Raw genomic sequence first — 13,871 nt, forward strand, 5'->3', positions numbered from 1 at the left:
TGTTGGATTTTCTAGATTGTTTGAACCCAATATTTTAGGCTTGCCGTGCTAGTAGCTTGGGTGGAGTGAAACGCAACCCAACATTACCACCAAATTTTATGTTGGGTTACGCGATCGCTGCACCCAACCTTGTATCTTAGAAATATTTGACTAGTCAGGCTTGAACATCAGTGAGAAAAATCTCTAGACTTTACCCAAGACTTGTGATGCCTAGTTTGGGCTGCATCTACGCAAATTGGCTATCGCTCAGACTCTTGCACAAGTGTTAAAGTCCAAAGTTTTTTCACCACCGCCAAGGTTATATAAGCGTTACTCTAAGAAGAAGTCCGAATTGTGATAAATAAAAAGTATTTTTTAGGGATTTCTAGGAAACTAGTAAATAACTATATAATGAAAAACTTTCAGGAGGAGCGGTAGTGAGCCTACAAACTCTCGTTGAACAAGCCACCATCCCCCCAGATTCAGGGTCAGCATCTAGTCCCTTTGATGTAGATAGCTTCAATGAAGCTGTCATGTCTACCTACGGTCGGTTTCCTTTAGCTCTAGAACGGGGTGCTGGATGCCGGGTTTGGGATACACAGGGGCGAGAATATCTGGACTTTGTAGCGGGAATTGCCACTTGCACTTTGGGACACGCCCACCCAGTTATGGTAGAAGCGGTAACACGCCAAATTCAGAAGCTGCACCATGTCTCTAATTTGTACTATATTCCTGAACAAGGTGAATTGGCAAAATGGCTTGTTGAACATTCTTGTGCCGATCGCGTATTTTTCTGCAACTCTGGAGCTGAAGCTAACGAAGCTGCAATTAAACTGGCGCGGAAATATGCCCACACAGTATTAGACATTGAAAAACCAATTATTTTAACCGCCAATGCCAGTTTCCACGGGCGGACTTTGGCCACCGTTACCGCTACAGGACAACCGAAATATCAAAAGTATTTTGATCCTTTGGTTCCTGGGTTCTACTACGTAAATTACAACGATATTAACGCTGTAGAAGTGGCGATTAGCGAGTTGGATGAAGGTGATTACCGGGTAGCGGCAATTCTGATTGAGCCATTGCAGGGAGAAGGCGGTGTGCGTCCGGGAGATGTTGCTTATTTCAAAAAGCTCCGGCAGATTTGCGATGAAACTGGCATTTTATTGATTTTTGACGAAGTGCAAGTTGGTATGGGGCGCAGTGGCAAATTATGGGCTTACGAACATCTTGGCGTTGAGCCGGATATTTTCACCAGTGCCAAAGGCTTAGGTGGCGGTATCCCCATCGGTGCAATGATGAGCAAGAAATTCTGCGATGTTTTTCAGCCAGGGGAACACGCCAGCACTTTTGGCGGCAATCCTTTTGTGTGTGGTGTAGCACTCAGTGTTTGCCAGACATTGGAACGGGAAAATATTTTGCAGAATGTGCAAGACAGGGGTGAACAGTTGCGATCTGGGTTGAGAGCGATCGCAGCGAAATATCCTCAGCAAATTGGCGAAGTTCGGGGTTGGGGTTTAATCAACGGTTTGGAGTTGCGAGCCGATATCCAATTAACCGCAGCAGATATTGTCAATGCTGCCATCAAAGAGGGTGTATTACTAGTACCAGCCGGGCCAAAAGTAGTCCGGTTTGTGCCACCACTAATTGTCACAGAGGCGGAAGTAAACACTGCCTTAGAAGCTGTAGAAAAGGCGATCGCTACTCTCACAAAGTAGACAATCTGAAAAAAAATTATAGATAGTAGGGGCGCACAGCAGGCTGTAAGCCCCTTTTTCATTCCGGGGAAATTTCCCGATAAGCTTGCCGACACTGTTCATAATTGTCTGGCAAAATCTCGGCATCCCCAAAACATAATTGCTCGTGAGTGGTAATTAAAGTTTCGTAAGGCTGTATGGGAGTCACAGACGATCGCAGCAATTGCAGATATTCTCCATCTGTACGGCTGAGTTTGTGAGGTGCGATCGCTTTTTGATGCAACTGCTGCAACATTGCTAAATAGACACAACGGCAAGCCTCACGGTAGTTACCTTGACGATAAAATTCTTGCGATCGCTCCAACAAAAGTGCTATGGATGCCTCACTAGAGCGAGTTTTTGCACGAAAATCAGTCAGATGTCCACTTCTATTCAGCCAAGAATATACATAAGGGCTGAATTCCCGCCATAATTGCCAACCCACCCAAACTATAAATAAGCCAATTACCAGCCAAAACAGAAATTTCAGCAACTCACCTAACCAAGGGCTAATCGACCATCCATTAGGCAATTCTGGTAGAGTTTTCTCAAAGCGGTAAAACTGGTATTCCCACCATTCTCCCGCTTGTTGTTGAAATTGGGAAAGCTGCCAACTCCAGCTAGTTTTTTCAAAAGTATCTGTAGGCATAGGGGGGGAGTGGGGAGCAGGGGAGGTGTGGGAGGTGTGGGAGGTGTGGGAGGTGTGGGAGGCAGGGGGAGAAGAACTATGATTATTAACCTATGCCCAATGCCCAATGACTAATGACTAATGACTAATGACTCTTGACTAATGACTCCTTTTTTATCATTATCCAGCCGATAACAACAAGTAGCACACCGAATGCCAAAAATCCTAGATCCCAAGCTAACTCATTTGGGCCTGGTTTCACATGATGAACACCGAGAATTTGGTGGTCAATTAAACCTTCAACCAAGTCGAACAACCCACTACCAATCAGTATTGATCCAATAAAGGTCTGTGATGACCAAGGAACATCATCACGCCGGCCAGCACGCCATAGTAACACAAGTCCAGTGGCGGTGAATACCCAATCTAAGGTATGAAAGAACCCATCCCACACCATGTTCAAATCGATATTCGCTCTGTTTGTCAGAGGTCGAATGCTACTAAGCATGTGATGCCACTGGAGGATCTGATGCAGTAAAATTCCATCAATAAACCCCCCAAGACCCACACCAAGAAAAATCCCAGCAGTAATTAATGGTGCGCGTCGGTTGATGGTTCCACTTTTTGCCTCCATTGTCAACCTCATAGATAGGCTTTTTCACCAAAATACAACTCTTTTAGCAAAAATATCTTCTATCTTGAGGCAAGTAGGGTCATTGAAGGAGGTAGGAGGGCAATATTCTTCTCTTTTGAACTGGTTATATTGTTAAATTAATCTTCAACTTTTATTTGCATACCAGCTTTCACTGGGTCGAAATCTTGGGGAAAATGGGTGCTGCGATCGTAGTCTGCTTTTTCTAGCTTTACTCCTTTGAGATCGGCTTGGCGGAGATTCGCTGACATCAACAATGCTCCCCTAAGATCGGCATCCCTCAGATTAGCTTGTTCGAGATCGGCGAAACTCAGGTCGGTTCCCCTGAGATTAGCGCCACTTAGGTTAGCTTCACTCAAGTCAGCATAACTCAGGTCACATCCTTTCAAGTTAATGCCTTGCAAATCGGCATCACCCAGTTCTGCTTTACTAAAGTCCCGTTTTCCTGCTGCATAACTCTCCACAAGAGTAGCGGCAGTATTTATGGGCTGTTGAGAATTAACTTCAGGCATATAACAGCCTCACAGGTTGTCTGGTTATTAATATTAATAAGGATTACATCACAAAAAACGTCTAACTAGACAATTGAGATAGCAAATTTTTCAAAACTATCTTGCTTGAGGTGTAGTTGAACTGAACTAGTTACTCAAAATTTTCTTCTTTCGACTATATTTTTTGTAAAAAATATTTTATATTATGCCCGTCTGATTACTTACTAAACCCACGAAAGGCAACTTTGCCAAAGCTATACTTTGTCTGTATAGAAATAACAGATTAGAGGCTCTGACCTAGTGATACATTTAGCCAGAGCCTCAATGAATACATTCCCATACGGTGTATGGGAACGAGCAAAGCCTCATCAAGCTACACCGTAGGCTAAAAAAAGGCTAAATATGGTCAAAGCGGAAATGACTATGAATTCAAGATAAAGGATGAAAATTTTCCCACTTCACCCTTTCTAAATGTAATACATGAGTTCCTTCTGCTTTCTGAGCGATCTTCGTTCACAAAGGTCTTGGAGTGTATATTTTTCCAAAACGGAGTTAGCAGCTTGACGTGCTTCCTGCCAGACTTCCTGAATTAGCTCACCTTCTACCGTGTTGGGAGTCGGCTCAGAATCAGATACAACAATATCTGACCCTTCCATGCAGCTAAAAGCATCTAACACTGTAATCTTTCCAGGGTCTCGTGCCAAAACATAGCCACCTTTGGCTCCACGTATACTTTTAATTAAACCTCCACGTCTTAATGTTGCCAGAAGTTGTTCCAAATAGCGGTTTGGTATATCTTGTAAGACCGCTATTTCTCGAATTTGCAGCGCTTCACCCTTAGGGTAGCAGGTTGCTAACTCTAACAGGGCTAGAAGTGCGTATTCTGATTTGTTAGAGATTACCACAGGCGTAATATTTGAAACTCACACTTAAATATACAAAGTCCTTGAGTTTGTTTCCCTAAGCTATTGTTAAGAAAAACTTTACAATCAACTAATTGTTGACCGGCTAACTTTACTTTAAATACCTTTTAGTATAGAAGCAATTACTTTTTGTTTTGAATTCAATAAATAAAAGTGATTAATTATTGTACGGTCTTCCTCGGTTGAAAGTGGTTCAAAAGCTTCGTATATCTAGCTTGAAACCCAATGTTGTCAGAGTTTGTTAGCCTGAAATTGGGGGTCTATGCATCCATTGGAAGGCAAGAACATTCAATCGCCAACTAATAAGAAATAAAAAGAAGCATTAGTACAAGCGACTATACATACAAATTTCTCGAAAATGGCAGGATGACTGTAAAGGTAGTTCCTGCATCGATCGCACTTTCGACAATAATCTCGCCGCCATGTAAATCTACAGCCTGCTTGACGATGGACATCCCTAATCCCATTCCTGGGATATTGCCTGTATTACTGGCGCGATGGAAGGGTTCAAATATGTGTTCAATGTCAGCAGGAGGAATGCCAATACCAGAGTCTTGAGTCTGGAATATAGCTCGCTCGTTGGCAGTGGTTACAGAAAACTTAACTGTGCTACCAATGGGAGAGTATTTTAGACAATTCGAGAATAAATTACTCAAGATTTGTCGCAGTAGTTTAGCGTCTAGGTTAGCTGAGGTACATTGGCACTCACTGCTAAAAACGATCGCGTGTTGGGAGCGATCGCTCTGTTCTAATTCTTCTAATAGATCGCGGCAAAATTCGACCAAATTTAGGGGTGTTGGATTAAACTCTAACTTGCCTGTTTCATCCTGATTCAGCACCAGTACATCATCCAGCAACTGGGTTATATGCATAACAGATGTTTGAATGCGACGTAGGTGAATCTGTTGGCGCTCGTCGCTCCATAGATGGCGATAATGTTCTAGTAGTTCTGCCGAAGAGTGGATGGTAGCCAAAGGGTTGCGAAACTCATGAGAGGCGGTGGTGAGCAATCGGGATGTAAGTTCACTAAACTCTCTTTCTTTGGCAAGCGCTAGTCGCATCGCCTCTTCTGCCCATTGCAGCTTGGCTTGAATGCGCTTGCTTTCGCTAATATCGCGCAATAGCCAACGCAGACCAACTAAGTTACCTTGTTGATTACGGATAGCAGCCACCTTCATCGCAGCAACAATGGGTGTTTTGTTACGTGGCCGCATATTTGCTTCCCACTCTTGCATTTTCCAGTCTGGAGTTTCGGCGCGATCGCTCAGATGAGTCAGTTTCAAATGAAAAGCAATCAGTTCTTTCTCAAGCACAAAAATTCCTAAAGGTTTGCCCAACAGGAAATTCTTTGAGATGTTCAACATATTCTGGGCGGCAGAATTAGCTTCCTGAATTACTCCTCTTGGATCAGTTACCAAATAGGCATCTGGTACTTCCTCAAACAATTCTTGGTAGCGTTGACCTTGTGCTATCAAAGACTGTTGAGCGTTAAATAATTCTTCATTCTGTTGCTGTAAGTCTTCATTAGCTATTTGCATTTCTTCCAAAGCTAGGTAGAGTTCCTTGAATACATCTGTGATGAATTCAATATCTTCCTGTGCTTTTTGCTGTTCACTCTGGCGTTGCAAAAGGGCGACGCGCTTACGCATAAGCTCTATCTGTAAGGCTAAATCGTCCAAATTCACGCTCTTACTCCTAATTTGGATATCTAAAGTTGAGTTTTATTTTAGATTCCCTTCTTGGACGATCTTAGCTTTATATCTCCTGGTCTAAACGCAAGGGGTTTTACGCATACGCATCACACTTCATAAATTTTATTTGGAAGTCCCTGAATGTTTTTGTCTGGCAATGTCACTCAATTTGGCTCTTAAATCTGCCCATTGGATACCTTCTAGGCTGGGTAAGACAACATGAGCGGCTCCAACTCGTTCAACGGGGCCAAGTCCTACTGCCCACATTCCAGCAGCTAGAGCCGCTTCAATGCCTGCTGCGGCATCTTCTACAACTACAGATTGTGCTGGTTCAAGTCCTAGCTGTTTGGCTGAGTACAAAAATAGATCGGGTGCTGGTTTGGGTTGCTGTACACTATAACCGTCTGCGATCGCATCTACTTTATCAGCAATGCCCAATCGCTCGATTACTGTGCGGGCATTTTTGCTGGCTGAACCAATGCCGATTTTAATCCCCACTTGTCGCAGTTCATCCAAAAAGGCGATAGCACCTGGTAACAAATCCTTGGATGTCATATTTTGAATCAATTCCACATAGTAGCGATTCTTCCGCTCCATCATCTCTTGGATTTGTGCTTCCGAATATGGTCTATCCCCAAGAATCAGCATCAGGGAAGCACGACGAGATACACCCCGCAGCGCTTCGTTATCCTGCCGATTAAACGGTATCCCCTCTTCATCTGCTAACTTCTTCCAAGCTAGATAATGAAGTTCTGCTGTATCTGTCAGCACACCATCTAAATCGAAAATGAATCCTTGGATGTTGGGAGACTGGGAATTCGGGATTGGGGAAGATGAGACAGATAAAGAAGAATCACTCTTGCCTTCTGCCTTCTGCCCCCTGCCCCCTGCCTCATTTGCGGGATTTGGGGATAGGGAAAGTTGGAGATATTCTAGTTGACGAGTTATATCTTGGGGGATTTGTCCCTTGCGGAGATCGAAATCGTGCCATTTATTGCCCCAGTGCAGTTTAAACTTTAGGCGCGTCCAGCCATCAGGCAGATGGGGGTTAGCTACTGGGCCATTTTCAGTGATTTGGATGCCACCGAATCCAAAAATTACAGCTTGCCAAATGCCACCAGCACTAGCACCATGAATTCCATCGCTGGTGTTACCTCGGTTATCTTCAAGATCCACCATTAATGCGTGCATAAACACTTCGTAAGCTTCGGTTGATTTGCCCAAATCGGAAGCTAAGATGGCGTGAACTGCTGGGCCAAGGGAGGAACCATAAGTAATATCGGTACGGGGTGCGTAGTAATCCCAGTTTGCCTGCAATGCTTTTTCGCTGTAGGGAAAATCTGCTGATTCTCGCATTAAATAAAGAAGCATCAATATATCTGGTTGTTTGATTACTTGATATTTGTTGATTTTCTCAACACCCAAGATTGGTTGCATAGAGCGATCGCGTGGTTCGTAGTCTGCTAAATTTATATCTTCTAATTGGAAAAACCCCTCGCACTGCTCAATGAGTTCTGTTGATGGGTCATAGAGAAACAATATTTTGTTGATAATATCTTGCCAGTGCGATCGCTCTTGGACGGTGAGTTGTAGTTTTTCTTCTAATTCCCTAGCTCGTTCGGGGAATTTTTGAACCAGCCAATCATAGACTGCGATCGCTTTCTCTAAATGCCATTGCGTCATCCGGTTTGTAAAAGCGTTGTTGTGAACGAGTTCATGGTATTCATCCACTCCGATCACGCCGCGAATTTCATACTGTTGACGCTCAGGATTGAATTCTACCCGACTGGCCCAGAAGATAGCGGTATCTAAGATGATCTCTGCGCCGCACTTTTGCATCCACTCATCATCACCAGTGGTTTGCCAGTAATTCCAAGCGGCGTAGGGGATATCTGCATTGATATGAATTTCGCGATCGCGACACCAAATCCGCACGTCTTCACCATAAAAATCATTTCCGAGTGCCCAACGTGGTGTTACTTCATCTCCAGTATCAGCACTTTCCCAGGCAAACATTGCCCCTTTATAGCCGTAATGTGCTGCTTTGCGTCTAGCTCCTGGTAAGGTATGCCAACGGTAAGTAAGTAAGTTTCTGGCGATCGCTGGCTGGGTAAATATAAATAGGGGCAGCATAAAAATTTCTGTATCCCAAAATATATGACCGCGATAGCCAAACCCCGAAAGGGTTTTAGCAGGAATGCTCACCCGATCATCATTGCGTGCGCCAGCAATCAGCAGCTGAAACAGATTGTAGCGAACAGCAAAAGTAGCTGTGCTATCCCCCTCAATCAGGATGTCACTTTGCTGCCAAACCTCATCCCATGCCTGCTGATTGGCTTTTTGTAGTGTTGCGTAGTCTGGGAGGTGCGCGAGTTTTTCTTGAGCAGCTGAGACTGGGGTATCAATCTCCTGTGAGGTAAAAATAGTCACTAATTTTTCTACTGTTACGACCTGTTGCGCCTTGGCCAAGAAGTTACTGCTTAAGGTTGGATAACCAGGTGCAGTATTGACTTGCAAAGATGCTTCAGCACCTAATATTGTCACCTTAGCAGCCATTCCGAGTTCAATTCGGGAGTGGCGGGTGCGGCGTTGCAACCAGATTCCTTGGTCAGTTTTGCCCTGATCTAGTCCTTCCCAGTGATTGAAACCCTGATTTTCAGGATAGCCGTTGATACTAGCTTGAATTTCGATTAACCCATCAAAATCTATTGGCGTTAAATGGCAGCGTAGCGCCAAAACGTGCGGATCTGCAAGACTGGCAAAGCGTTCAAAGCTGATGTCTATGGTGTTTCCACTAGGAGAACGCCAACGCAAAGCCCGGATGACTAATCCCTGACGGAGATCGAGTTGGCGATCGTAGCTCAATATCTCACCTTGATCGAGACGGAAGCGATCGCCATTCACAATTACTATCAAGGGTAGCCAGTCAGGGCAATTTACCAGTTCCGTGTACACCACCGGTACATCATCGTAGACACCGTTGATAAAAGTAGCTGGTAATGAATGAGGATACCCTTCCTCAAAACTACCTCTTGTTCCCAAGTATCCATTGCCGATTGTAAAGACGGTTTCTTTAGATTGCAATTGGTCAGGATCAAACTGGGTTTCGATTAATATCCAGTCTGTGTAAATAAAATGGCGAGAATGGTCTTTTGTTTGCATAAAGTGGGGAGTGGGGAGTAGCAGGGCGAACGCACGGGATTTCTGAAACCCTTGCTGGGCAAGGATCTTGATGAAAAAATAGGCTAAATTAAAAAACGCCAAAACCCTTGCTATTAAAGGATTCTTATACTTTAGATGCGTTTGCCCTGTGGGGAGTAGGGAGTAGGGAATTGGAAATTGGAAATTGGGAAATTTGATTCAAAGGTTGATGAATAAGTCTTTGAGCTTAATGCTTCAAGTTCTAATACCAATTTAATGTGAAGTTGCACATATCTTGATCCCCCTAAATCCCCCTTAATAAGGGGGACTTTGATAGATGTTTTCCGGTTCCCCCCTTATTAAGGGGGGCTAGGGGGGATCGAATTCTATGCAGCTTCATAAAAAATTGGTATAACACTCCTTATAGACTCAAAATCCCCATCCAGTCACAATTACGAATTACGAATTAGCTCCCATGTGTTTTTCTAAAATCTTTTCGGCTCTAGGTTTATAAATGAGATGGAATAATGTTTCCATATAGCGATCTCTGGCTTCGTTATTTTCTGGCGCAACAAAGTTCCAAAAAGTAAACATTTTTGCAAGTAGTAGTAATTGATTACTATGCAAATGCCAATTGTATCGGTTATGAACTCGCTGACTCATCCATTCTGAGACTTCGTACCAATGTTCAGGATGAGTATTGCATTGTTCAATAAAATCTAAAATTTTCTTTGCTGTTTCTTCTAAGTCTGTAGGATTAACATTAAATTCCTCCTCTTGGTTTTCGATAATTTCTAAAGAACCGCCAAATTGAGTAGCAAAAGTTGGCAAGCCAGAAATCATCGCTTCCAAAATGCTCCGTCCAAAGGATTCAAAGCGGGCAAAGTGGACAGAAATTCCCTGACAATCTGCAACTACTCGGTAGGCTTCGCCAAGGTTGCTGCTAGAAATACGCATCCCCAGCCAGCGAATCTTACTATCGAGATGATATTCATCAATAATATTGTGGAGTTTTTGGATTTCTTCTGCTTCTTCTGGGTTTGTAGCTTCATCAGGATGCAGTTTACTACTCAAGAGGATCAAGTTACAATGCTCTTGCAACCTCTGACTTTGACCAAAGCACTCAGCTAATCCCGCAAGGTTTTTGATTGAACTGATGGAACTAACGGAAAAGATTGGTCGCTTATTAGGGCTATCTAAATGACCTAATATTTGAGGATCTTCGCGGGTAAAGAGTAAGTCGTGAATTTCTGTACAAAGGTTAGAATCTCGGTTTTCTTTCTGGCTATAGGGAAAGAAAATACTTTCATTTACTCCCGGTGGTACTAAGTTGAATTTGGGACTAAACAAATCAATCCCATCAACTACGTGATACAACTGCGGCATAGTAAAGCATTTATACGATTCGTATTGACCTATAGTGTCTGGTGTGCCGACAATTTCTTGATAGGAGGATGTGATGATGAAGTCGGCTGCATTCATGCTAATTAAATCAGCAGTGAATTGTGCTGAGAAGTGGTATTGATTTTCTAAATCTTGCCAATATAAATTACTAAATAGATATTTAGGCTTTTCTAAAGAATGGGCAATATTGCACTGGGTAACTTTCATCCGGCGAGATAAAAGAGAAGCCACTAAGTTACCGTCGCTGTAATTGCCAACAAGAAGATTAGGTTTACCTTTGAATTGAGTTAGTAATTCTTTTTCTGCATCTAAAGCAAATTGTTCTAAATAAGGCCAAATGTCAAATTTAGAAATCCAATTGTTAGTAATTTCTGGATTGAATTCACTAAAAGGAACGCGCAATATCCAAGCATTTTCAGTATCTTCGACTTTTTCTAGGGGCAGGTAGCAAAATGTCCCTTCACAGTTAGGAATTAGTCGGGTGAGAATAATTACATGGGGTTTGATACCTAGCTGGTCTAGTCCGGCGAGTTTGATTTGTTCGCACAGTTCGTTTTCTAAGCTGCGAGCTTGTTCGAGGACGTAAATAACTTGACTGAGTGTTTCATCTCTTCCGACAACATCTTCCTGTCCAACCCAACCGTGGATGGAAATGAGGACGACACGAAAAACGGCGGGGACGCGGGCGACAAATGCTTCTAATATGCCCGGTTCTGGAGAGTAAATGAGTCGGTCGAGGAGTTCTAGGGTTTCGGAGACTCGCGCCGCAGTGTTACCCCAACCTGGCTCAAAGCCGAGTTCTTGGAGGTCTAAGCGGAATTTTTCATAAGGTTCATCAGGCGATCGCTCATTCAGCAATTTGAGCGCTAGCTTAATTTGTTTGGCTAAATGAATACCGGAGGGAATGCGATCGCTTAACAGCAGCCGAATCCCATCATGTTGTAGCCCCTGTAATGCTTTAAACAACATTTCTACCCAATATTCGGGGTCAGCCAACAATTGATTGCACAGGTAACGGTTAAGGTAGGCTAAACCTTGACCAATATTTCTGGGGTCGTCAATTCTTGGAGAATCTTCGTAAAAGGGGTGGAGGTCAATTTCGAGGATACCGGGTTGGTAGCGGTTGACTAGGCGATCTCTTACATCTAACAGCGCTTGTTGCGTCATCTGCTCGAAGCTATCCAAATTGGCTGTCAATCGCCAAACTTCCTGGTTAGCAATCGTGGGTCGAATCACGAACCAGATACTTTCCTCTTCGATAATTATTTCGTGAGTGTACTGTATCAGTTTGCCAATAGAAGAAGAGTGGTAAAAATACGCTGGCTTTTGGGATTCATGACAGTAATCGGCAAAAGCTTGCAAAATCTCATTTCTTAGTAAGTAACGCTTACCTGAAGCACTCAACGTATAAATTAACTGATGTAGAGCAGTTTTTTCATCACCGTTGAAGACAGCTTGAACTAGTTCATACATGATGACGAATTCCAAAACTTTAGCTAGTCCACGACCTCATTCTTTTTTCCAGTCTCCGGTTCCGTGAGGTACATTTCCCACCTAATAGTAGGTAACTATGAAGACCACGCGCGTCTAGCTATGGGATGAAACCTTGCGAGGACTTCAAATCTATGGGATGAGGGAGTTACCTGGATTTCTCACAAGTGAGAAATCCAGGAGCGTGGGAGGTGTGGGAGGTGTGGGAGGATGGGGAAGAAATCTGACCCCGCACACTCCCCACACTCCTCTGCCTACACTATGCGTGAGAAATCCGGAGTTAGTCATTTGTCATTTGTGAGCAGAGAAGAGCTTTTGTTTGATCCCATACCCAATGCCCAATTCAAAAAACTGCCAATTTGGCCAGAGTAACAGCAAAGACAGATTATTCTATGTATAGTAGTTAGTTCTCAATCAGGCATAAAACACTATTCTCGGTCAAGCAATACAGCCAAATTTGAGCGATCGCTAGTAGAAATTACTCCATAAATAAGTTAAATCCAGCAAGTTTTAGCATAATCAAACCAAATGTGTAAGCAGATTAAAGGCTGGTAAAACAGTCACTGCTAAAATTATCATCCGTCGTCGTTGTATTGCAGACATACTACTCAGCCCAATTCAAGCAGCAGCTTATGGTGGCATAAACTGATACACCTCGATTTAGATAACTTACATCAGGTTAGCTATGAACTACCACATTTCTTCTTCTGGGAAAAATTTTCACAAAGCCATTAGTCCAGAACAATTAGAGCAAGTTATGGAAGCTATTAGTGATGGTCGATATTCCTGGGCTTGTGTACTAATTTTGCGTTTCGTTGGTTACAATCCACTCCACTTCATTCCCCAACGAACTTACAGCCGTTTAATTAAAGATAATAGCCAGGTTTCAAATTCGTCTACATCTACAAAAAATCAGAGCCAAGCAAATATCAAATCTTCTGTGACTAGCTCTAGTGGTCAAGCTTCTTCTCAGGTTTTAAATATGCTGAAAAATTTAAATTATTGAAGAAGAATTCCGAATTCAGGAATTATAGCGGTTATCAGTTGAGTGCAATACAGACCTAACCCCCAGCCCCTTCCCTATAAGGGAAGGGGAGTAAAATTCAAAGCCTCTCTCCTTTTAGGAGAGAGGTCAAACTGTATTGCTTCCATTCGAGAACCGCTATAGGAATCAAGAGAATAGAGAATTCCGATCCATAACTGATAGTGTAGCGCTAGCGATGTGGGGGTTTTTGCACCGAATTAATTATTAATTATTAATCCTGAATTCTTTATATTAAAAATAAATTTAATTTATAATTATATCAAGCCTAAAGTAATAACTTTTTGCAGGGCTTTTTCAAAAGTTATGCCCTGTTTAATAGCGATATACAACAATACTATTGCGGCGGAACGAATTGAATTATCACAATGTATCAGAGTCGGTTTGGGTAATTCCGCGATCGTTTGATATACCTGGAGCATACTTTGATGATTAATGTCTTCAGTTTTGGTTGGGAAGTTAACGTAGTATAATCCCAAAAACTGAGTCTTCTCCTGTTCGTCAGCTAACAAGCCTATTTCATCGGGTAAACGTAAGTTCAGTACAGACTTATAACCCTCATCAGCTATTTGTTTGAGCTGGTCTAGTGTAATTTGTCCAGCGATCGCTAACTGATCGTTAATCTTCCTAACAATATTCATTAGCTACATTTATCCCATTTTATCAATGTTGGCCACCCTCTAAATTTAAGAA

The 13,871-nt window shown here is 42.8% G+C and carries 10 protein-coding genes; 2 read left to right on the forward strand and 8 right to left on the reverse strand.

The window, feature by feature from the left end:
* The first annotated feature begins 416 nt into the window (after positions 1 to 416).
* Positions 417 to 1,697: an aspartate aminotransferase family protein gene (locus tag FD724_RS17435; RefSeq protein ID WP_179073489.1), complete on the forward strand. Its 1,281-nt coding sequence runs from the start codon at positions 417 to 419 to the stop codon at positions 1,695 to 1,697.
* A gap of 58 nt (positions 1,698 to 1,755) precedes the next feature.
* Here the strand turns inward: FD724_RS17435 and FD724_RS17440 are convergent, their stop codons facing one another.
* The 7 genes from FD724_RS17440 to FD724_RS17470 all read right to left on the reverse strand — a co-directional run bounded on the left by FD724_RS17440 (position 1,756) and on the right by FD724_RS17470 (position 12,118).
* On the reverse strand, positions 1,756 to 2,364 hold the full coding sequence (locus FD724_RS17440) for a DUF4129 domain-containing protein (protein WP_179073490.1): 609 nt from the start codon (positions 2,362 to 2,364) through the stop codon (positions 1,756 to 1,758).
* Between the two features lie 124 nt (positions 2,365 to 2,488).
* Positions 2,489 to 2,977 (reverse strand): DUF2243 domain-containing protein, encoded by a 489-nt coding sequence (locus tag FD724_RS17445; protein WP_114084505.1) that lies wholly within the window; start codon positions 2,975 to 2,977, stop codon positions 2,489 to 2,491.
* A gap of 137 nt (positions 2,978 to 3,114) precedes the next feature.
* Entirely contained in the window at positions 3,115 to 3,507 is a 393-nt protein-coding gene (locus FD724_RS17450) for a pentapeptide repeat-containing protein (RefSeq protein WP_114084502.1), read from the reverse strand.
* 446 nt (positions 3,508 to 3,953) lie between these two features.
* Complete coding sequence (locus FD724_RS17455) at positions 3,954 to 4,391, reverse strand: Rrf2 family transcriptional regulator (RefSeq protein WP_012411254.1); 438 nt, start codon at positions 4,389 to 4,391, stop codon at positions 3,954 to 3,956.
* Between the two features lie 353 nt (positions 4,392 to 4,744).
* Complete coding sequence (locus tag FD724_RS17460) at positions 4,745 to 6,094, reverse strand: PAS domain-containing sensor histidine kinase (RefSeq protein ID WP_114084660.1); 1,350 nt, start codon at positions 6,092 to 6,094, stop codon at positions 4,745 to 4,747.
* A gap of 129 nt (positions 6,095 to 6,223) precedes the next feature.
* Positions 6,224 to 9,262, reverse strand: a complete 3,039-nt coding sequence (pgmB, locus tag FD724_RS17465; RefSeq protein ID WP_179073491.1) for a beta-phosphoglucomutase — start codon at positions 9,260 to 9,262, stop codon at positions 6,224 to 6,226.
* A gap of 438 nt (positions 9,263 to 9,700) precedes the next feature.
* Positions 9,701 to 12,118 (reverse strand): sucrose synthase, encoded by a 2,418-nt coding sequence (locus tag FD724_RS17470; RefSeq protein ID WP_179073492.1) that lies wholly within the window; start codon positions 12,116 to 12,118, stop codon positions 9,701 to 9,703.
* Positions 12,119 to 12,821: 703 nt separating this feature from the next.
* Between FD724_RS17470 and FD724_RS17475 the strand changes: the two genes are divergently transcribed.
* Positions 12,822 to 13,142: a HetP family heterocyst commitment protein gene (locus FD724_RS17475; RefSeq protein ID WP_179073493.1), complete on the forward strand. Its 321-nt coding sequence runs from the start codon at positions 12,822 to 12,824 to the stop codon at positions 13,140 to 13,142.
* Positions 13,143 to 13,435: 293 nt separating this feature from the next.
* Here the strand turns inward: FD724_RS17475 and FD724_RS17480 are convergent, their stop codons facing one another.
* Positions 13,436 to 13,819, reverse strand: a complete 384-nt coding sequence (locus FD724_RS17480; protein WP_179073494.1) for a beta-lactamase hydrolase domain-containing protein — start codon at positions 13,817 to 13,819, stop codon at positions 13,436 to 13,438.
* Positions 13,820 to 13,871 lie beyond the last annotated feature (52 nt).

Origin of the sequence: Nostoc sp. C057 (genome assembly GCF_013393925.1) — a bacterium.
GTDB classification, from domain to species: Bacteria; Cyanobacteriota; Cyanobacteriia; order Cyanobacteriales; family Nostocaceae; genus Nostoc; species Nostoc muscorum_A.

Bases quoted from the DNA above. Each gene is read 5' to 3' on its own strand.
- FD724_RS17450 (WP_114084502.1), bottom strand. From the start codon at position 3,507: ATGCCTGAAGTTAATTCTCAACAGCCCATAAATACTGCCGCTACTCTT.
- FD724_RS17480 (WP_179073494.1), bottom strand. From the start codon at position 13,819: ATGAATATTGTTAGGAAGATTAACGATCAGTTAGCGATCGCTGGACAA.
- FD724_RS17470 (WP_179073492.1), bottom strand. From the start codon at position 12,118: ATGTATGAACTAGTTCAAGCTGTCTTCAACGGTGATGAAAAAACTGCT.
- FD724_RS17475 (WP_179073493.1), top strand. From the start codon at position 12,822: ATGAACTACCACATTTCTTCTTCTGGGAAAAATTTTCACAAAGCCATT.
- FD724_RS17445 (WP_114084505.1), bottom strand. From the start codon at position 2,977: ATGGAGGCAAAAAGTGGAACCATCAACCGACGCGCACCATTAATTACT.
- FD724_RS17440 (WP_179073490.1), bottom strand. From the start codon at position 2,364: ATGCCTACAGATACTTTTGAAAAAACTAGCTGGAGTTGGCAGCTTTCC.
- pgmB (WP_179073491.1), bottom strand. From the start codon at position 9,262: ATGCAAACAAAAGACCATTCTCGCCATTTTATTTACACAGACTGGATA.